The 19,100-nt window shown below is 73.1% G+C and carries 24 protein-coding genes; 17 read left to right on the top strand and 7 right to left on the bottom strand.

The features are described from left to right. Positions 1-136: 136 nt before the first annotated feature. The 11 genes from JOF41_RS23700 (at position 137) to mutM (ending at position 6,649) form a co-directional block, all read left to right on the top strand. Positions 137-292: a hypothetical protein gene (locus JOF41_RS23700; protein ID WP_189222826.1), complete on the top strand. Its 156-nt coding sequence runs from the start codon at positions 137-139 to the stop codon at positions 290-292. Further along, entirely contained in the window at positions 289-1,374 is a 1,086-nt protein-coding gene (locus JOF41_RS23695) for an MBL fold metallo-hydrolase (protein WP_189222827.1), read from the top strand. Before JOF41_RS23700 ends, JOF41_RS23695 begins: the two co-directional genes overlap by 4 nt. 65 nt (positions 1,375-1,439) lie before the next feature. Beyond that, positions 1,440-2,006, top strand: a complete 567-nt coding sequence (gene rsmD / locus JOF41_RS23690; protein WP_209622049.1) for a 16S rRNA (guanine(966)-N(2))-methyltransferase RsmD — start codon at positions 1,440-1,442, stop codon at positions 2,004-2,006. A 53-nt stretch (positions 2,007-2,059) separates the two neighbouring features. Beyond that, positions 2,060-2,542 (top strand): pantetheine-phosphate adenylyltransferase, encoded by a 483-nt coding sequence (gene coaD, locus JOF41_RS23685; RefSeq protein WP_189222829.1) that lies wholly within the window; start codon positions 2,060-2,062, stop codon positions 2,540-2,542. Between the two features lie 64 nt (positions 2,543-2,606). Then, positions 2,607-3,026: a guanyl-specific ribonuclease gene (locus JOF41_RS23680; RefSeq protein ID WP_209622046.1), complete on the top strand. Its 420-nt coding sequence runs from the start codon at positions 2,607-2,609 to the stop codon at positions 3,024-3,026. Positions 3,027-3,116: 90 nt separating this feature from the next. Further along, positions 3,117-3,833 (top strand): SPFH domain-containing protein, encoded by a 717-nt coding sequence (locus JOF41_RS23675; RefSeq protein ID WP_189222830.1) that lies wholly within the window; start codon positions 3,117-3,119, stop codon positions 3,831-3,833. A gap of 95 nt (positions 3,834-3,928) precedes the next feature. Continuing rightward, entirely contained in the window at positions 3,929-4,516 is a 588-nt protein-coding gene (locus JOF41_RS23670; protein WP_189222831.1) for a YceD family protein, read from the top strand. 2 nt (positions 4,517-4,518) lie between these two features. Beyond that, positions 4,519-4,701, top strand: a complete 183-nt coding sequence (gene rpmF, locus JOF41_RS23665; RefSeq protein ID WP_189222832.1) for a 50S ribosomal protein L32 — start codon at positions 4,519-4,521, stop codon at positions 4,699-4,701. 27 nt (positions 4,702-4,728) lie between these two features. Beyond that, the gene (gene rnc, locus JOF41_RS23660; RefSeq protein ID WP_189222833.1) at positions 4,729-5,532 is read left to right on the top strand and encodes a ribonuclease III; all 804 of its coding nucleotides are present in this window, start codon (positions 4,729-4,731) and stop codon (positions 5,530-5,532) included. A 7-nt stretch (positions 5,533-5,539) separates the two neighbouring features. Then, complete coding sequence (locus tag JOF41_RS23655) at positions 5,540-5,767, top strand: hypothetical protein (protein ID WP_209622043.1); 228 nt, start codon at positions 5,540-5,542, stop codon at positions 5,765-5,767. 9 nt (positions 5,768-5,776) lie between these two features. Next, positions 5,777-6,649, top strand: coding sequence for a bifunctional DNA-formamidopyrimidine glycosylase/DNA-(apurinic or apyrimidinic site) lyase (gene mutM, locus JOF41_RS23650; protein ID WP_189222835.1), 873 nt, complete (start codon positions 5,777-5,779; stop codon positions 6,647-6,649). Between the two features lie 66 nt (positions 6,650-6,715). Here mutM and JOF41_RS23645 read toward each other — a convergent pair whose 3' ends face one another. Continuing rightward, positions 6,716-7,153 (bottom strand): MarR family winged helix-turn-helix transcriptional regulator, encoded by a 438-nt coding sequence (locus JOF41_RS23645; protein WP_189222836.1) that lies wholly within the window; start codon positions 7,151-7,153, stop codon positions 6,716-6,718. A gap of 282 nt (positions 7,154-7,435) precedes the next feature. Between JOF41_RS23645 and JOF41_RS23640 the strand changes: the two genes are divergently transcribed. After that, complete coding sequence (locus JOF41_RS23640) at positions 7,436-8,122, top strand: response regulator (RefSeq protein WP_189222837.1); 687 nt, start codon at positions 7,436-7,438, stop codon at positions 8,120-8,122. A gap of 61 nt (positions 8,123-8,183) precedes the next feature. On the opposite strand, the gene JOF41_RS23635 is transcribed toward JOF41_RS23640, so the two are convergent. From JOF41_RS23635 to JOF41_RS23620, 4 genes are all read right to left on the bottom strand, one after another. Beyond that, positions 8,184-9,278, bottom strand: a complete 1,095-nt coding sequence (locus JOF41_RS23635; protein WP_209622037.1) for an NAD(P)/FAD-dependent oxidoreductase — start codon at positions 9,276-9,278, stop codon at positions 8,184-8,186. A 69-nt stretch (positions 9,279-9,347) separates the two neighbouring features. Next, complete coding sequence (locus JOF41_RS23630) at positions 9,348-9,851, bottom strand: hypothetical protein (RefSeq protein ID WP_189222839.1); 504 nt, start codon at positions 9,849-9,851, stop codon at positions 9,348-9,350. Between the two features lie 125 nt (positions 9,852-9,976). Continuing rightward, positions 9,977-10,507 carry a hypothetical protein gene (locus tag JOF41_RS23625; protein WP_209622034.1) on the bottom strand — a complete coding sequence of 177 codons (531 nt, stop codon included), beginning with the start codon at positions 10,505-10,507 and terminating at the stop codon, positions 9,977-9,979. Between the two features lie 18 nt (positions 10,508-10,525). After that, positions 10,526-11,293, bottom strand: coding sequence for a CAP domain-containing protein (locus tag JOF41_RS23620; RefSeq protein WP_209622032.1), 768 nt, complete (start codon positions 11,291-11,293; stop codon positions 10,526-10,528). Between the two features lie 45 nt (positions 11,294-11,338). Here JOF41_RS23620 and JOF41_RS23615 point away from each other — a divergent pair, with 45 nt between their 5' ends. The 4 genes from JOF41_RS23615 (at position 11,339) to smc (ending at position 16,506) form a co-directional block, all read left to right on the top strand. Beyond that, complete coding sequence (locus JOF41_RS23615; RefSeq protein ID WP_189222842.1) at positions 11,339-11,626, top strand: acylphosphatase; 288 nt, start codon at positions 11,339-11,341, stop codon at positions 11,624-11,626. Between the two features lie 32 nt (positions 11,627-11,658). After that, complete coding sequence (locus JOF41_RS23610; protein ID WP_189222843.1) at positions 11,659-12,165, top strand: sigma-70 family RNA polymerase sigma factor; 507 nt, start codon at positions 11,659-11,661, stop codon at positions 12,163-12,165. Continuing rightward, complete coding sequence (locus JOF41_RS23605; protein ID WP_209622030.1) at positions 12,162-12,842, top strand: anti-sigma factor family protein; 681 nt, start codon at positions 12,162-12,164, stop codon at positions 12,840-12,842. Before JOF41_RS23610 ends, JOF41_RS23605 begins: the two co-directional genes overlap by 4 nt. Before the next feature lie 73 nt (positions 12,843-12,915). Next, complete coding sequence (gene smc / locus JOF41_RS23600) at positions 12,916-16,506, top strand: chromosome segregation protein SMC (RefSeq protein ID WP_209622027.1); 3,591 nt, start codon at positions 12,916-12,918, stop codon at positions 16,504-16,506. A 408-nt stretch (positions 16,507-16,914) separates the two neighbouring features. On the opposite strand, the gene JOF41_RS23595 is transcribed toward smc, so the two are convergent. After that, on the bottom strand, positions 16,915-17,613 hold the full coding sequence (locus JOF41_RS23595; protein WP_189222846.1) for a lysophospholipid acyltransferase family protein: 699 nt from the start codon (positions 17,611-17,613) through the stop codon (positions 16,915-16,917). Positions 17,614-17,713: 100 nt separating this feature from the next. Continuing rightward, complete coding sequence (locus JOF41_RS23590; RefSeq protein WP_189222847.1) at positions 17,714-18,049, bottom strand: hypothetical protein; 336 nt, start codon at positions 18,047-18,049, stop codon at positions 17,714-17,716. A 112-nt stretch (positions 18,050-18,161) separates the two neighbouring features. Between JOF41_RS23590 and JOF41_RS23585 the strand changes: the two genes are divergently transcribed. Continuing rightward, the gene (locus tag JOF41_RS23585; RefSeq protein WP_209622023.1) at positions 18,162-19,085 is read left to right on the top strand and encodes a GNAT family N-acetyltransferase; all 924 of its coding nucleotides are present in this window, start codon (positions 18,162-18,164) and stop codon (positions 19,083-19,085) included. The last annotated feature ends 15 nt before the right edge of the window (positions 19,086-19,100 follow it).

Genomic DNA, 19,100 nt, shown 5'->3' with positions numbered 1-19,100 from the left:
GTTGTCGGAGGTCCGGAGGAGTCACGGCGGGCGGGCGGGCTTCCACGTGGTCGAGCGACTGGAGTAGGAGTCCACTGAGGACGGTCTCACGCTGGCCGACTGGGCCGTGGAGAGGCTCGCCGCGCATCGGTGCGAGATGGGGCTGTACGTCGCCGAAGCGGGCCGGGTCGCCGAGGACGGCGAAGACGAGTACGACGCGGACGTGTGGCTGGCTTGGGACGGCGTGGGTGTTCTCAGCACCGGCGACCGCGTGGGAACCCCCTGTCCGGCCCCGGCGTTGGACCGGCCATGAGAACAGTGACCGGTCTGGTGGCCGCCGCGGCGGTGGGTGCGGCGGCGTGGGCGGTGCGGGACGTGCCCGCCGCCCTGGGCGGCAAGCCGCGCGAGGAGCGGCTGCGGCGCTCGCCGCAGTACCGGGACGGCAAGTTCCGCAACCCCCGGCCCGCTCGCACGCTGACCGCGGACGACGCGCCCAACATGTTCCGCGAGATGCTGTTCGGCGAGCAGCGGCGGCACCCCGCCGGTCCGGTGCCTCTGGTGGGGCCGCAGGGCGGTCCGCGCACCGAGGGCCTGCACCTGACCTGGTACGGCCACGCCTCCACGCTGGTGGAGATCGACGGCGCGCGCGTGCTGATCGACCCGGTGTGGAGCGACCGCTGCTCACCTTCCTCTTTGGTCGGCCCGCGCAGGTTGCACCCCGTGCCGCACCAGCTGGAGGAGGTCGGTCCGGTCGACGCGGTGGTGATCTCGCACGACCACTACGACCACCTCGACCTGCCCACGGTGCGGGCGATCACGCGCGGCCAGGACGCGGTCTTCGTGGTGCCGCTGGGCGTGGGGGAGCACCTGCGCCGCTGGAAGGTGCCGGAGGCGCGGATCGTCGAGCTGGACTGGGACGAGTCGCACGAGGTCGCGGGCGTCCGGTTGACGGCGACGCCCGCGCAGCACTTCTCCGGCCGGGGTTTCCAGCGCGACAACACGCTGTGGGCGTCGTGGGTGATCGCCGGACCGCGGCACCGCGTCTACTACAGCGGCGACACGGGTTACTTCGACGGCTACGAGCGGATCGGTCGGGAGCACGGGCCGTTCGACGCCTCGCTGATCCAGATCGGCGCGTACAACGCGCGGTGGTCGGACATCCACATGACCCCCGAGGAGGGTGTCGCGGCGCACCGCGACCTGCGCGGCGGGCTGCTGGTGCCGGTGCACTGGGCGACGTTCAACCTGGCGATGCACGACTGGACCGAGCCGGTGGACCGGGTGTGGCGGGAGGCCAAGGCGCACGACGTGCCGTTGGCCGTGCCGCGACCGGGGGAGCGCATCGACGTGGCGGCCCCGCCGTCGGTCGACGGCTGGTGGCAGGCGCTGGTCTGACCGGTCCGGCGGCGCGTCCGATGTGGACGCGGCAGCGGGCGGGCGCGGGGTGAGAGGATGGCGGCGTGACTCGGATCGTGGCGGGGGTGGCCGGTGGGCGGCGCCTCCAGGTGCCGCCGCGCGGGACGCGCCCCACCTCCGACCGGGTGCGCGAGGCGCTGTTCAGCGCGCTGGAGGCCAGGGTGGACCTGGACGGCGCGCACGTGCTGGACCTGTACGCGGGCTCGGGGGCGCTGGGGTTCGAGGCGCTGTCCAGGGGTGCGGCGCGGGCCACCTTCGTGGAGTCCGACCGCAGGGCCGCCGAGGTGCTCAAGGCCAACGCCAGGGCGCTGGGCCTGCCCGGCGCGACGGTGCTCAACCGCACCGCCGAGGCGGTCGCGGGCACCCCGCCGGAGCACCCGTGCGACGTGGTCCTCGCCGACCCGCCCTACGACGTGGCCGACGAGCGGCTGGCCTCGGTGCTGGCCGGGCTGGTGGCGGCGGGCTGGCTGGCCGAGGGCGCCGTGGTGGTGGTCGAACGGGCCGCGCGCAGCCCCGAGCCGCAGTGGCCAAGTGGCTTGGAATCGTTGCGCGGCAAGCGTTATGGGGACACCGCGCTGCACTGGGCTGAGCGGGTGCGCGCCGCCGGGTGATGCGGGCCACGACCGGTCTGGGCGCGTCCGATCGGGTGCTACCGTCCGGAGTCATGACACGTGCCGTGTGCCCCGGCTCCTACGACCCGGCGACCAACGGACACCTGGACATCATCGGCAGAGCGGCGAAGCTCTTCGACGAGGTCGTCGTCGCCGTGCTCATCAACAAGAACAAGCGCACCCTGTTCTCCGTCGAGGAGCGCACGGACATGCTGCGCGAGGTCACCGCGCAGTGGACCAACGTGCGCGTGGACTCCTGGCACGGCCTGCTGGTCGACTACTGCCGGGAGAACGACATCAGGGCCATCGTCAAGGGCCTGCGCGCGGTCAGCGACTACGACTACGAGCTGCAGATGGCGCAGATGAACCACCAGCTCAGCGGGGTGGACACGCTGTTCATGCCGACCAACCCGATCTACAGCTTCCTGGCCAGCTCGCTGGTCAAGGACGTGGCCACCTACGGTGGCGACGTCGCCGCCCTGCTGCCCCCCTCGATCATGACCCGGCTCCAGCAGCGGCTCGCCGAAGGTCGCTGACCGTCACCCGCGGTTAACGCGCAAGTGGTGACCTGATCACTCGGTGTGATTACTGTCGATCACCATGAGCCAGATTACCTCGCGCACCGCCTCGGTGCTGCTCTCCCTGCTGCTGGCCCTCACCGCCACCCTCGGCATCGCGCCGGGGGCCGTCGCGGCGACCTCGGCCCAGGCCGCCTGCGGCGACACCTCGGGCTTCCGCAAGGTCGCCCTGTCCTCCCTGCCGCCCCAGGCCGCCGACACCACCAGGCTGATCCGCGCGGGCGGCCCGTACCCGTATCCGCAGGACAACCAGACCTTCCACAACCGCGAGGGCGTCCTGCCCAGCTGCTCGACCGGCTACTACCGCGAGTACACGGTCAAGACGCCCGGCTCGGCCACGCGCGGGGCGCGCCGGATCGTCACCGGCAACGGCAGCCCGAAGCTGTACTTCTACACCGCCGACCACTACGCCACCTTCGTCCTGGTCGACATCGGCCGGTAGGCGGACACGCCCTGCCGATCTCCCCACCCGCGCGAGATCGGCAGGGCACACTAGGACGGGTACGTGTGCGACGGGCGCGAGGAGTGTGACGTGTACCGGGTGTTCGAGGCCCTCGACGAGCTGGTCACGATCGTCGAGGAGGCGCGCGGGGTGCCGATGACCTCCGGCTGCGTCGTGCCGCGCGGTGACGTGCTCGAACTGCTCGACGACGTGCGCGACGCGATCCCCGCGGAGCTGGACGACGCGCAGGACGTGCTCGACCACCGCGACGAGCTGATCGGCAAGGCGCAGCACGAGGCCGAGCAGAGCGTGGGCAAGGCTCGCGCCGAGGCCGAGCGGCTGGTCGCCGAGGCGCAGCGCGAGGCGGAGCGGATGCTGGCCGAGGCGCGGGCGCACGCCGAGCGCGTGGTGGGCGAGGCCGAGGACCAGGCCGAGCGCACCGTGGCCGCGGGCCGCCAGGAGTACGAGGACCTGGTGGGCCGGGCGCACGCCGAGGCCGACCGGATGGTCCAGGCGGGCCGGGCCAACTACGAGCGCGCGATCGAGGAGGGGCGGGCGGAGCAGGCGCGGCTGGTCGACCAGACCGAGGTCGTGCAGGCCGCGCACGCCGAGGCCGCCCGCGTGCTCGACGCCGCGCAGACCGAGGCGATCCGGCTGCGCAGCGAGTGCGACGCCTACGTGGACGGCAAGCTGGCCGACTTCGAGGACCTGCTCGCGCACACCCTGCGCAGCGTCGGCAAGGGCCGCTCGCACCTGCGCGGCCCGGCCGTGGCCAGCGCCGCCGCGCCGTTCGACTACCACGACTGACCTGCGGTTCGACCACCGATTTCACGACCGGGCGGGTTGTCCCGTACCCTTGACAGGCTGGCCGTGGCAAGTCGCCCGGCAGCCACCCACACATCATGTCCGAGTACCGTCACGCCGCCGCGCGTCCCCCAGTAGCCGGGCCCTGGATCATCGACACCAGGGACCTCGGTCGTCGCGCGGGCTCCAGCCGCGCCTACCGCAGGACGGTGCCCGCAGCGGGTCTCGGCCTGCGGGACGTGATCGCCGTGCCCGAGGGCGGCAGCGTGGAACTGGACCTCCTGCTCGAAGCGGTGGTCGAGGGCGTGCTGGTCACGGGCACCGCGTCGACGGTGGTGGAGGGGGAGTGCTCGCGCTGCCTCGAACCGCTGTCGGCCGAGGTGGAGGTGGAGCTGACCGAGTTGTACGCCTACCCGGACAGCACCACCGACGAGACCACCGAGGAAGACGAGGTCAGCCGGATCACCGACGACCTGATCGACCTCGAACCAGTGGTGCGCGACGCGATCGTGCTCGCGCTGCCGCAGGTGCCGCTGTGCTCGCCGGACTGCCAAGGGCTGTGCGTCGACTGCGGCGGGAAGTTGGCCGATCTCGGCCCCGACCACGGGCATGAGACGATTGACCCCCGTTGGGCCGCTCTGCAGGAGCGGTTCGGCGGGACTCGTGACAATCCAGAGGAGAACTAGTCGTGGCCGTCCCGAAGCGGAAGATGTCGCGCTCGAACACGCGCTCGCGCCGCGCTCAGTGGAAGACCGCTGCCGTGCACCTGGTCGCTTGCCAGAACAAGGCGTGCCGCCAGCCCAAGCCGCAGCACGTCGCCTGCCCGAACTGCGGTCAGTACGACGGCCGCCAGGTCGTCCAGCCGGCCTGATCTCCCTGGCGAAGGTAACTTAGAACCGTGGGGGGTAGGCCGCCGCGCGGACGGTCCACCGACCGCGCCACGTTGCTCGAAGCGCTCGGCGTCCCGTTGGACGCCGAGCTGCTCGTGCTCGCGCTGACGCACCGGTCGTACGCGTACGAGAACGGCGGTCTGCCGCCGAATGAGCGGTTGGAGTTCCTCGGCGACGCGGTGTTGAGCCTCGTCGTCACCGACCACCTCTACAACAAGCACCCCGAGCTGCCCGAGGGGCAGCTGGCGAAGTTGCGCGCCAGCGTGGTCAACATGCACGCGCTGGCCGGGGTCGCCCGCGGCCTGGGCGAGGACGGGCTGGGCGGGTACCTGCTGCTCGGCCGGGGCGAGGAGCTGACCGGCGGCAGGGACAAGGCGAGCATCCTCGCCGACGGCCTGGAGGCCGTCATCGGCGCGGTGTACCTGCAGTTCGGCATCGACACCGCGCGCCAGCTGGTCCACCGGCTGTTCGACCCGCTCCTGGCCGAGGCGCCGCTGCGCGGCGCGGGCCTGGACTGGAAGACCAGCCTGCAGGAGCTGACCGCATCGGCGGGCCTGGGTGTCCCCGAGTACCGGGTGGACGACCAGGGCCCGGACCACCGCAAGGAGTTCACCGCCACGGTGTTCGTCGGTGGTCTGCCCCACGGCTCCGGTAACGGGCGCACGAAGAAGGAAGCCGAGCAGAAGGCGGCCGAGGCCGCCTACCGCGTGCTGTCCGAGCGGGTCCGCGCCGAACAGGAGTCGGCCGCGTCCGGCAACGGGCACGCCCCCAACTCGGCGAACAAGCACACCTCACAGACCGAGGAAGACTGACGCCGACATGTATGCCACGAACGTACGGACGAACCGGCGCCCGCGTACGCGGCGCCCGTCCCGCCCGCTGAGCGCCGCCCGCAACGGCGGCATCCAGGGTCTGGTCCTCGTCCGCGACACCGCGCAGGCAGGCGGGTGGATGCTCAAGCCGACCAAGCCGCAGGCCGCCGCCTACGAGCTCCTGGAGGAGCTGGAGCGGGCCGAGCGCGAGGGCGACACCACCACCGAGGACTGATCACCGCACGTGCCCGAACTCCCCGAGGTCGAAGTGGTCCGCCGGGGGCTGCACGCGCACGTCGCCGGTCGGACCGTCGCTTCGGTCCAGGTGCTGCACGACCGGGCGATCCGCCGCCACCTGCCGGGGGCGGCGGACTTCGCGCTGCGCCTGACCGGTCAGCGGATGGAGGGCGCCCGCAGGCGCGGCAAGTACCTGTGGGTCGACCTGTCCGGCGGTGACGCGCTGCTGGCCCACCTGGGCATGAGCGGCCAGATGCTGGTCCAGCCCCCGGACGCGCCCGACGAGAAGCACCTGCGGGTGCGGCTGCGCTTCGACGACGGCGGTCCCGAGCTGCGCTTCGTCGACCAGCGCACGTTCGGCGGCCTGGCGCTGGCCGAGGTCGTCGAGGTGGACGGCACGCCGCTGCCCCAGCCCGTGGCGCACATCGCCCGCGACCCGATGGACCCCCGGTTCGACCCGGACGCGGCGGTACGCGCGCTGCGGTCCCGCCGCACCGACGTCAAGCGCGCCCTGCTGGACCAGACGCTGGTCTCCGGCGTGGGCAACATCTACGCCGACGAGGCGCTGTGGCGCGCCCGGCTGCACGGCCTGCGGCCCACCGGGAAGCTCACCAAGGCCAAGGTCGCGGAACTGCTGGAGCACGCCACCGCGGTCATGCACGAGGCGCTGGGCGAGGGCGGCACGTCGTTCGACGCGCTCTACGTCAACGTCAACGGCCAGTCCGGCTACTTCGACCGCTCACTGGCCGTCTACGGGCAGGAGGACCGCCCCTGCCGCCGCTGCGGCACCCCGATCGTCCGCGAGCCCTTCATGAACCGCTCGTCCTACTCCTGCCCTCGCTGCCAACCCCGCCCCCGCGCGAGTCGAACTTCCGGCTAGCGCGAGGCGAACCGCCAGGATCTCCGAATTCGCGCCCAGGAATGCGAAAATGTTGCGAATGGCGCGCTAGCGGACTTCGGGGTCGGCCAGGCGGCGCAGCAGCGGGGTGACCGAGCGGATGCGCTCGCGCTCCTCGCCGGACAGCCGGGACAGCCGCTCGGACAGCAGTTCCGCCTCGCCGTGCGCCAGCGACAGCACCGTTTCCCGCCCGGCCGCGGTGAGCACCACGATGGTCGCGCGCCCGTCCGCCGGGTCGGCCTCCCGCCGCACCAGGCCGCTGGACTCCAGGCCGGTGACCACGGTGGTCGCGGTGGGCTGGGAGCACAGCGCGCGCACCGCGATCTCGCCGATCCGCATCGGCCCGTGGCTGGACAGCTCGGCGAGGACGAGGAGCTGGGTCGGCTGCAACCGCCGCATCGGTGCCGATTGACGCAGGCTGCGCACCAGCCGGTGGACGGCGACCACGAGCTGTAAGGCGTCCTGGCTCGTCACACTGGTGGTCATCGAGGGCCTCCTCGTGGCTCACCCACAGTGAGCGGTTGTCCTAATTCGGACAGGACATTCGCACTGAAGAACTACCGGTGTCCAGGCTTATTCACTATTCGCACCCGGATGTACTCCGCTGTCTCCGCACCAATGCGGAGACATCTCCGTCAAAGTTGCGTAAATGCGATGGGTCCTGCCGTCAAGAGAGTGGCAGAGGGCCACTTCGGGATGAATCGCGGGGGCACACTGCGGACGACGACGGCCGCGAGAGGCGCTGCGGGAGATGCGGACAATGGACCGGTGAACACGACCAGGGTGCTGGTGGTCGACGACGAGCCGCAGATCGTGCGGGCGCTGCGGATCAACCTGTCCGCCAGGGGCTACCAGGTGCTCACCGCGCCCGACGGCACCGCCGCGCTCAAGGCCGCCGCGGAGGGCAAGCCGGACGTGGTGGTGCTCGACCTGGGCCTGCCCGACGTGGACGGCACCGAGGTGATCGCGGGCCTGCGCGGCTGGACCTCGGTGCCCATCATCGTGCTGTCCGCGCGCACCGACTCCACCGACAAGGTCGAGGCGCTGGACGCGGGCGCGGACGACTACGTGACCAAGCCGTTCGGCATGGACGAGCTGCTGGCGCGGTTGCGCGCGGCGGTCCGGCGGGCGGCGGTGTCCGCCGAGGGCGAGGAGGCGGTGGTGCGCACCGCGTCGTTCACCGTGGATCTGGCGGCCAAGAAGGTGCACCGCGACGGCGCCGAGGTGCACCTGACCCCCACCGAGTGGGGCCTGCTGGAGACCCTGGCCCGCAACCGGGGCAAGCTGGTCGGGCAGAAGCAGCTGCTCCAGGAGGTGTGGGGCCCCGCGTACGCCAAGGAGACCCACTACCTGCGGGTGTACCTGGCGCAGCTGCGCCGCAAGCTGGAGCCCGAGCCGTCCCGCCCCCGGCACCTGGTGACAGAGCCGGGGATGGGGTACCGGTTCGAGCCCTGAAGATCCCGCTGAAAACCCCGCTGAGAACGCCGCTGAAGCCCCGCTGGGGCCGCAGGTGGGTTCACCGCCGGGCGAACAGCTGCGGGCGCCGCTGGTAGAGCACCACGCCGCGCACCACGGCCTCCTTGTAGCGCGCCGCGAGGCGTCCGGTGAGCACCGCCTCGCGCGGGTTGTCGTCGGCGTCGACGAACTGGATCAGCCCGTCCCGCCTGCCCAGGCTGACGCACTGGTTGAAGTAGCGGAAGCCCAGCGGCTCGGGTTCCCGCCCGGCCAGCACGCGCACCGCGTGCTGCATGGTCGGCACGCCGGTGGCGCAGGCCATCCGCAGCTCCAGCCCGTCGTGCCTGCGGATCGCCGCCGCGTCGCCGACGCCGAGCACCTCCGGGTGCGACACCGACCGCAGCGCCTCGTCCACCACCAGGCGCCCGCTGCCGTCGACCTCGAACCCGGCCTCACGCGCCAGCTCGGGCACCCGGAACCCCGTCGCCCACACCACGACGTCGGCCGGGACGACCTCGCCGCCCGCCAGCACCAGCCCGTCGGCGCGGACCTCGGCCACCCGCACCCGGTCGCGCACCTGAACGCCGAGCCGGTCGAACACCGCGCGCACGTGGCGGCGGCCCTTCACCGACAGCGCGCCGCCCAGCTCGCCGCCGGTGACCAGCCGCACCCGCAGGTCCGGCCGCGACTCGGCCAGCTCGGCGGCGGCCTCGACGCCGGTCAGCCCGCCGCCGACGACCGCGACGGTCCGGGCGTCGCGCAGGTCCTCGCGCAGCCGCTCGGCATCCTCCAGGGTGGCCACGGCGCGGGCGTGCTCGGCGGCTCCGGGCACCGACCCCAGGTCGGCGCGGCTGCCCAGCGCGTAGATCAGCCGGTCGTAGCCCAGGGCGCCGCCGGTGAGCTCGACCTTGCGGGTGGCCGCCTCGATCGCGGTCACCCGGTCCACCGCCAGCTCCACACCGGTGCCCGCGAGCAGCTCGGCCAGCGGCAGATCGCGCAGCCGCTGGCCCGCGGCGAGCTGGTGCAGCCGCACCCGCTCCACGAACCGGTCCCGCTCGTTGACCAGCGTCACCCGCGCCCCGGTCCACCGGGCGGCCAGCTTCGCCGCTGCCAACCCCGCGTACCCCGCGCCGACGACCACGATGCGCTCTGCCATGTCCCCGTCCTCCTCGCCTCGGTGACATGAAGAGCGAGGGGGGACGGGGGAACGTGACAGTGGCGCTCGTCATCCTTCTTCGGGCGCCGCCGTCGTGGTGACCGCGGTGGTGGTCGTCGTCGTGGTGGTGGTCGACGAGGACGACGAGGTGACCGGCTCCCAGGAGGTCGGCGGGTTGCTCGGCGGCTGCGACGCGGGCGGTGTCAGCGCGGGCTGGGCCGTCGTGGTCGTCGTCGCCGCGGCCTGCGTGCCCCGCGCCGTCTTCTCGGCGGGCTGGGGCTGCTCCGCGGGCCTGCGGACCGGGGGCGCGGCGGAGCGGCCGACGGTCACCGACCCCGACACCGTCACGACCACGGTGGACGTCCGCCCGCCCGGACCGACGACGAGCCGCGTGCTGGTCTGCGGGACCACCACCACCTCGCCCTCCGGCTGGGGTGGCTTCGCCCACGGCTTGGTGACCAGCAGCGCCGTCAGCACGACGCCCGCGGTGGCCACGACGGCGCCGCCCGCGGTGAGCAGCACCGCGGAGGACAGCTTCCTCGTCGGCGACTCGGGCTGATCTTCCTCGAACACACCATCTCCCTGGAGGGCCGGGTCGGGTGTTCGAGTTATCGGCGGCGAGCGCCGGTCACCGGATTTATCGCGGAACTATCCACACCTTCGTGTGGATCACCGTCACCTGGCGACCGGCTCCTCGTTCACGCCCCGGACGACGGCTCGGTCGAGGACGGGGTGGTCGGCTCGGTCGGGGTGCTCGACGAGGAGGACTGCGTGGGCGGCGTCGTGGTGGTGGTCGTCGTCTTCGGGGTGGTGGTCGGGGCCACCGGGTTCGACGGCTGCACGGCCGGTTGCGTGGTGTCCTCGACGGTGGTCGTCGTGGTGGTGCCGTCCGCCCGCGTCACCGTGGTCACCCGCACCCGGCGTGAGGTGCTCGTGGTCGTGGTGGTGGTCGACGTGCTCGCCCCCGAGGACGACGACTCCGCCGCCGTGGTGGTCACCGACACCACCGAGGTGCCGGACGGGCCGGTCACCAGGCTGTTGCGGGACACCACGTCCTCGCGTGGCGTGGGCCGGGAGGGGGCGGCTTCCTCGGTGGTGCCCCCGGCGATCGCCGCGACCGAGGCGAAGATCGTCGCCACGACCACGCCCGAGGCCGCCAGCAGCACGTGCGGGGACACCCGAGGGCGGGGGCGGTCGGGTTCCGGGGTCTGGTACTGCCCGTCGGTCACGCGCTCTCCTCTGACGGTCTAACGGCCGAAGTTCTGGGTCCAGTACCAGCCGCGGGTGTCCAGGCCCACCCCGATGGCCACGAACGAGCAGTCCAGGATGTTGCGCCGGTGCCCGTCGGAGTTCATCCACGACTTCATGACGTCCTCGGCGTTGCGCTGGCCCTTGGCGATGTTCTCACCACCGGGGCGGGAGTAGCCCGCCGCCCGCATCCTCGTGGCGAAGTCCACGCCTTCGGGGGTCGTGTGCGAGAAGTAGCCCCGCGTCGCCATGTCCGTGCTATGCGCCTTGGCCGCGGCGGTGATCCGGTCGTCCACCTTCAACGGCCTGCAGCCCGCCGCCTCGCGCGCCTCGTTGACCAGCTGCACGACCCACTGCGCCTGGCTCGCGTCCACCGCCCTGCTCGGCGTGGTGGTGGTCGCCTGCGCCTGCGGCGCGGCCTGCGAGGAGGACGGTTCCGCGCTCGTCGTCTCCGCGGTGGTGGTCGTGGTCGTCGTCGTGGAGGAGGTCGTCGTGGTGGTGGTCGTGGTCGTCGTGGTGGCGGACGAGGCGGGGGGCCGGTCGCCGCCCCCGGTGGGGGTGCCGCCGCCCTCCGTGGCGGGCTCGCCGATGCCGCCGATGCCGCCCAGGCCGATGTTGAACGAGCCGCCGTCCTGTGCTGTGGTGTCCGGGGTGAGCCGGGCGAGCGTGACCGGGCTCGCGAAGGCCACCCCGGTGGCTCCAGCGGCCCCGAGCAGCAGCCCGACGAGCACACCGGCGACCGATCGCTTACCGCGCCGTGCAGTCACGGTCGCGCACCGTACCACTAATGAGTGAAATCTCGGGATGGCAGAGTGACTGAACCGGAGCAGAGCGTGCGCGTCACGGCCTGGGTGCGCGGGCACGTCCAGGGCGTCGGCTTCCGGTGGTGGACCCGAGCCAGGGCGCTGGAGCTGGGACTGGTCGGCTCCGCGTCCAACCTGCGGGACGGTCGGGTGGAGGTCAACGCCGAAGGCCCGGAGGAGGCGTGCCGGGCGCTGGTCGCGGCACTGCGCTCGGGCGCTACCCCCGGACGGGTGGATTCCGTGGTCGAGCGCTGGTCGCGGGCCCGCGGCGGCCTCACCGGTTTCGCGGAGCGTTGAACGCGCGGGCCCCGCGTGGCGTAGTTAACCCCGTGGACCGTGGCGAAGATGTCGTCAGGCAGCTCTACGGCCGCTGGCGCGGCCCGCTGCACGGCTACGTCCTGCGCTTGGTCGGGGGAGACCACCAGCAAGCCGAGGACGTGGTCCAGGAGACGCTGCTGCGGGCCTGGAAGCACGCCGACGAGCTGACCCCGGCCCAAGCCGGGCCGTGGCTCTACACGGTCGCGCGCAACCTGGTCATCTCCGGGTTCCGGCGGCGCGGCGGGCGCAACTCCGAGGTGCCGATCCAGCCCGCCGACCTGCCGCCGGTCGCCGACGAGGTGGAGCACGTCCTGCAGAGCTGGCAGGTGGCCGAGGCGCTGCGGGCCCTCAGCGCCGACCACCGCAACGTCGTCGTGGAGCTGTACTACCGACGCCGCACGGTCGCCGAGGCCGCCGCCGTGCTCGGCATCCCGGCGGGCACGGTCAAGTCGCGCTGCTTCTACGCGCTGCGGGCGCTGCGGGACGCGCTGGAGGAGCGGGGGGTGACCGAACCGTGAGCTGCTCGCACGCCCTCGAACTCGGCGCCTACCTGCTGGGCTCCCTGGACCCCGCCGAGCGCTCCCACTTCGAGCGGCACCTGCGCGCCTGCGCCCCGTGCCGCCGCGAGATGCTGCGGCTGGCCCCGCTGCCCGGACTGCTCAGCCAGGTCCGGCTGACCGACCTGGAACTGCCCTTCGAGGACCCGCAGCCCTCGCCCGACCTGCTGCCGCTGCCGCCGAGGCAGGTCGCCGAGCCCGCACCGCCCCCGCCGCCCGCCGCCCCGCGCAGGCGCTGGCCGCTGCTGGTGGGCGCGGGCGCGCTGGTGGTCGTGCTGCTGGCGGCCGTGCTGGTGGCGCCCCGGCTGCTGGAGCGCTCCGGCGACCCCGCGCCCGCCGCGGGCACCGCGGCCACCTGGACCGCCACCGACGCGGCCAGCGGCGTGGCGGCCAGCGCGGAGCTGGTGGGCAGGTCGTGGGGCACCGAGCTGCGGGTGTCCACGCGCGGGATGCCCAAGGGCGCCCGGTGCAAGCTGGTCGTGCACGACCGGGCGGGCCGCACCGAGATCGGCGGCTGGTGGGGCACCGACCACCCCGAGGACGCGCGCATCCCCGGCTCCACCTCGTTCGCCTACCCCGACATCGAGCGGCTCGACGTGGTGGTCGACATGAAGGTCCTGGTCTCGGTGAAACCGTGATCGGCGAAACCGCGATCGCCCTGGTCAGCGCGCCTGGGGTGGGTCGCGCACCGGCACGGGTACGCTGCCCGGCGTGCACCTCAAGAGCCTGACGCTGAAGGGCTTCAAGTCCTTCGCCTCGGCTACCACGCTGCGCTTCGAGCCCGGCATCACCTGCGTGGTCGGTCCCAACGGGTCCGGCAAGTCCAACGTGCTCGACGCGCTGCGGTGGGTGATGGGCACGCAGGGGGCCAAGGACCTGCGCGGCGGCAAGATGGAGGACGTCATCTTCGCGGGCACCTCCGGCCGCGCGCCGCTGGGCCGCGCCGAGGTGACGCTGACCATCGACAACTCCGACGGCGCGCTGCCCATCGACTACGTCGAGGTCTCCATCACCCGCCGGATGTTCCGCGAGGGCGCCACCGAGTACGAGATCAACGGCAACTCCTGCAGGCTGATGGACATCCAGGAGCTGCTGTCGGACTCCGGCATCGGCCGCGAGATGCACGTCATCGTCGGCCAGGGGCAGCTCTCGGCGATCCTGGAGTCCAAGCCCGAGGAGCGCCGCGCGTTCGTCGAGGAGGCCGCGGGCGTCCTCAAGCACCGCAAGCGCAAGGAGAAGGCGCTGCGCAAGCTGGAGGCGATGCAGGCGAACCTGACCCGCCTGACCGACCTCACCGCCGAGCTGCGCCGCCAGCTCAAGCCGCTGGGCAAGCAGGCCGAGATCGCCCGCCGCGCCCAGGTCGTGCAGGCCGAGCTGCGCGACGCCCGGATGCGCCTGCTGGCCGACGACCTGGTCACCCAGCGCGAGGCGCTGGCCCGCGAGGAGCAGGACGAGGCCGCCGCCCGCGCCCGCCGCGCCGAGGTGGAGAAGTCGCTGCAACAGGCGCAGCTGCAGCAGAACGAGCTGGAAGAGCTGGTCGCCGCCGACGCGCCCCGGCTCCAGCAGGCCCAGGACACCTGGTACCGGTTGTCCGCGCTGGAGGAGCGGCTGCGCGGCACCGTGCGGCTGGCCGTGGAGCGCGAGCGGCACCTGTCCGCCGCGGTGGACGCCCCGCGCGGCGGGCGCGACCCCGACGAGCTGGAAGCCGAGGCCGAGCAGACCGCGGCGCTGGAGCTGGAGCTGCAGGAGGGCGTGACCGAGGCGCGCGTCGCGCTGGCCGAAGCCGTGGAGACCCGAGCCGAGCTGGAGCGCACCGTCTCCGCCGCGGAGAAGGCCCACCTCGCCGCCGTGCGCGCGATCGCCGACCGCCGCGAAGGACTGGCCCGGCTGTCCGGCCAGGTCGAGGCGCTGCGGTCGAAGACGAACGCCACCGCCGAGGAGATCGAGCGGCTGTCCGCCGCGCTGGCCGAGGCCGTGGAGCGCGCGGAGGTGGCGCGGCAGGAGCTGGCCGAGGCCCGCGAGGTCACCGGCACCGAGGACGAGGACGACGAGGGCCTGGACGAGCGGCACCGGCTCGCCGTGGAGGCCGACCAGGCGGCCCGGCGGCGGGTGGAGGAGCTGGTCAAGGCCGAGCGCGCGGCCGAGCGGGACATCGCGTCGTGGAAGGCCCGCGTGGACGCGCTGTCGCTCGGGCTGACCCGCAAGGACGGCGCGGGCGCGCTGCTGGCGTCGCGGCTGCCGGGGCTGCTGGGGTCGGTGGCCGCGCTGCTGACCGTGGAACCGGGCTACGAGGTCGCGCTGGCCGCCGCGCTGGGACCGGTGGCCGACGCGGTGGCCGTCGAATCGGGCGAGGACGCGCTGGCCGCGCTGGAGCTGCTCAAGGAGCAGGACGCGGGCCGCGCGGGCGTGCTGGTCGGCGGCGGCGAGCCGCCGGAGCGGGCGGGGTGGCCCGCGCTGGGTGAGGGCGCTCGGTGGGCGGTGGAGCTGGTGCGGTCGCCGGACGCGCTGCGGCCCGCGCTGCACCGGGCGCTGGACCGGCTGGCCGTGGTCGACGACCTGGCCGCCGCGCGGGAGCTGGTGCGCGCCCACCCCGAGGTGCGGGCGGTGACCCGCGAGGGCGACCTGTTCGGCGCGGACTGGGCGGTCGGCGGGTCCGGCCGCAGCCAGAGCGTCATCGAGGTGCAGGCCGCCGTGGACGAGGCCAGCGAGCGACTGGCGCTGGCCGAGCGGGCGCTGGAGCAGTCCGCCGCCGCGCTGGAGGGCGCGCGGGCCGAGCAGCAGTCCCGCCGCGCCGAGGTCGCCGCGCTCAAGGAGCAGCTCAACGAGGCCAAGGTGCGCCGCGCCCGTTCCTCGGAGCGGCTCAACCGGCTCGGCGCCGCGGTGCGCTCCGCCGAGGCCGAGGTCGAGCGGGCGCGCGTGCAGCGGGAGAAGGTCGAAGCGGCGCGCGAGGAGAACCTGCTCAAGCTCGCCGAGCTGGAGGAGCGCCTGCTGGTGGCGCAGGAGCAGCAGCTCGACGACGAGCCGGACACCTCCCACCGCGACGAGGCCGCCGCCGAACTGGCCACCGCCCGGCAGGCGGAGATGGACGCCCGGCTCGGCCTGCGCACCGCCGAAGAGCGCGCGAGGGCGTTGCAGGGCAAGGCCGAAGGGCTGCGCCGCGCCGCTCGGGCCGAACGCGAAGCGCGGGAGCGCGCGGCCCGCGCCCACGCCGCGCGAGCCCGCGGCGCGGTGGTCGCCAGAGCCGTCGTGCGCGGCGGCGAAGCGGCGCTGGAGCGCATCGCGACCTCGCTGGCGCGGGCCGCCCGCGAGCGCGACGAGGCGCAGGAGCGGCGCACCCGGCACGAGACGCTGCTGACCCAGGTGCGCAACCTGGTGCGCGAGATGTCCGGCGAGCTGGAGAAGCTGACCGACGCCGTGCACCGCGACGAGGTGCTGCGGGCCGAGCAGCGGCTGCGCATCGAGCAGCTGGAGACCAAGATCGCCGAGGACTTCGGCATCGGCCTGGACGACCTGGTCGGCGAGTACGGCCCGGACGTGCCCGTCCCGCCGTCCCAGGCGGAGGTGGCCGAGTACGAGGCGGCCAAGGAGCGCGGCGAGGCGGTGACCGCCCCCCAGCCCATCCCGTACGACCGCGACACCCAGGCGCGGCGGGCCAAGCGGGCCGAGCGCGACCTGTCGCTGCTGGGCAAGGTCAACCCGCTGGCGCTGGAGGAGTTCGCCGCGCTGGAGGAGCGCTACAAGTTCCTGTCCAACCAGCTGGAGGACATCAAGGCCACCCGGCGCGACCTGCTGACCGTGGTCAAGGAGGTCGACGACAAGATCCTGGAGGTCTTCACGTCGGCCTACCACGACGTGGCGCGCGAGTTCGAGACCGTGTTCAAGGTGCTGTTCCCCGGCGGCGAGGGGCGGCTGGTGCTCACCGAGCCGGAGGACATGCTGACCACCGGCATCGAGCTGGAGGCCCGTCCGCCGGGGAAGAAGGTCAAGCGGCTGTCGCTGCTGTCGGGCGGGGAGAAGTCGCTGGCCGCGGTGGCCATGCTGGTGGCGATCTTCCGGGCCCGGCCGTCGCCGTTCTACGTGATGGACGAGGTCGAGGCGGCGCTGGACGACACCAACCTGCACCGGCTGATCGGGCTGTTCGAGCAGCTGCGGGAGCGGTCGCAGCTGCTGATCATCACGCACCAGAAGCCGACGATGGAGATCGCCGACGCGCTGTACGGCGTGTCCATGCGGGGGGACGGCATCAGCCAGGTCATCTCCCAGCGCCTGCGCGGCCGCGACACCACCCCCACCCCTTCTTGAGCCCGCGAGTCGAACGCTCAGGTACCGCGAGTCGAACGTTCGGGACCCCTGAGTTCGTCGTTCGGGTTGGGTTGTCCAGCAAAGCGGCGCTCGCCGCGCGGCAGGTCGCCAAGGATGGCGGGTCGCTGGGGCCCGCTGCGCCCTCTGGCGCGTCGGCAAGTACTACCTGAGGGGCGTGGGAGGGCCGGTAGCTACTACCCGAGGCGGGAAGCGCGGGGTGGAGGGCGCGAGCGCGGATGAGAGCGCGAAAGTGCGGGTCGGGGCGGCTGAACGCCCGGTTCGTGGTGTCTGGGTGCGCGACTCGCGGGGACGACACGCCCGACACGCCCATGATCAGGTGAGGCCGGGGGCGGGCGTGGGCGTCCTGAGCGTTGAATTCAGGGGTACTGAGCGTTCGACTCGCGGGGGTCAGTGGGCGTCGAGGGCGGCGGCTTCGGCGGGGGTGGGGGCGGTGCCGCCGAGGTGGGCGGGCTGCCACCACTGGCCCTCGCCGGACTCCGGGTACTCGCGCTGGGCGCGGTCGAGCAGGGCCTGCATCGCGGTGCGCAGGTCTTCGTCGGTGGTGGGGGTCATCGGGGCGCCCACGATGATGCGGATGGGCACGTGGCGCTGGGTGAGGTGCTTGGGGTGGCCCTTGGTCCACAGCCGCTGGGTGCCCCACACCGCCACCGGCAGCAGCGGCACGCCCGCCTCGGTGGCCAGGCGGACCGCGCCGCTCTTGACCGGCTTCACGGTGAACGAGCGGCTGATGGTCGCCTCGGGGAAGATGCCGACGACCTCGCCGGAGCGCAGTGCCGCGAGCGCCTGCTGGTAGGACTCCTGGCCCGCCGAGCGGTCGACGGGGATGTGTCGCATGCCACGCATCAGCGGACCGGACACGCGGTGCTTGAACACCGCGTCCTTGGCCATGAAGCGCACCCGCCGCCCGGACGGGTCGGCGCCGTAGCCCGCGAAGATGAAGTCGAGGTAGCTGACGTGGTTGCTGGCCAGCACCGCGCCGCCGGAGGTCGGCACGTGCTGCGTGCCCTCCATGGTGATGCGCAGGTCGAGCAGGCGGAACGCGAGCTTGGCGGCGGCGATCACCGGGGGGTACACGAGTTCGGGCATGACCGAATTCTACGTTACTGAGCGGTAACACGCTCGTCCCGACCACGACGTGGGAAGCCCCGCCCGTACCGGACGGGCGGGGCCTTGTACTCGCGGGGTGCTACTGGCGAGAGCCACCTTCGTGCTCGCGGACGACCTTCGGCACGCCTGCCAGGTCCTCCTCGTTGCACAGCAGCTTCAAGGCGTAGTAGGGCGAACCCTTCGTGTCGTCGTAGTCGAGGTGGACGGCGATGACGTCCACCGCCTCACCGAGCCACTCCTGGGTTTGCCGCAGCCACGACGCCGCCCGCTCCAACGCGGCGGGCAGATCGTCGTCGCGGAACTCCACCGGACGGTAGGGGACTTCCTGGACCTGGTCCCGCTGGTTGGCGGGCATCGGGAGGTCGACCGCCACCCCGCTGTCGTTGAGCTCCAGTTGGATCGTTTCCTCACTCACCCCAGCAGGGTCTACCACGCTCAGCCCGGCGGCAAGCCCAGAGGGGGACACCAGGGTCACACGGGACGAAAACTCCCTCGCCTTCCCGCCGCCCGCGGGCGACCATTCGGGCATGTACGACATCCGTTTCGCCGCCCCGGAAGACCTCGGGGACGTGCTGGACCTGCTCGTCCGGCTGCAGGCCGACACCGCGCACCACATCGGCTACCTCGGCGAGACGCTCGGCGAGCTCAGCGAGGAGTTGGACGGGTTCGAGCCGCGCACGGTGGTGGCCACCGACGACTCGGGACGGCTGTGCGGCTTCCTCGGCGTCGAGGTCGACCGCGAGCTGGGCCGCGCCTTCCTGCACGGGCCGTTCGTGGACGTGCCGGTCAACCACCCCGCGGGCAGCCGCATCTGGGACCAGAACGCCGACGCCCTCTACGCCGCCGTGGCACCGCTGCTCGACGGCATCGCCGACCGCGAGGTGTTCGGGCACACCCACCACCGCAGGCTCGCCGCGTTCGCCGAGCGGCACGGCTTCACCGCCGGGCGGGCCAGCGGCGTCTACCTCGCCGACGGCGACGCGCTGCGCGGCCTGCTGCTGCACGACGTCGACTGCCCCCGCACCGGACCCGCGCGGGAGATGCGCGTGCTGCCCACCGACGCCGCCGTCCACGAGGCCGTCGCGGTGCTGCACGAGCGCTGCTTCCCCAAGACCTACCTGTCCGGCAGGCAGCTGGTGGAGGGCTCGCGGGGGCACACCGTCGTGGTCGCGATGGACGGCGACGCCGTGCTCGGCTACGCGGCGGGCAAAGCCGAGCCGGGGGAGTACTACGTCGACTTCGTCGCCGTGGAACCGGGGCTGCGCGGCAGCGGCGTGGGCGCGGCGCTGGTGACCGAACTGGTGTGGAAGCTCGCCGAGCGGTTCGGTGCACGACCGCAGGCGGCCGCCGCCGTGCTGGAGGGCAATTCCTTGTCGGTGCGCATGTTCACCCGGCTCGGATTCCACTTGCACACCGAGCTGGTGGCCTACCGGATGCGCCCCGCGGCCTAGGAGAGCGGTCGGGGC

It is taken from the genome of Saccharothrix coeruleofusca, from assembly GCF_017876325.1.
GTDB lineage: Bacteria > Actinomycetota > Actinomycetes > Mycobacteriales > Pseudonocardiaceae > Actinosynnema > Actinosynnema coeruleofuscum.
Note: the sequence above shows the minus strand (reverse complement) of the source record. Positions and strands in the feature narration are given on the sequence as shown.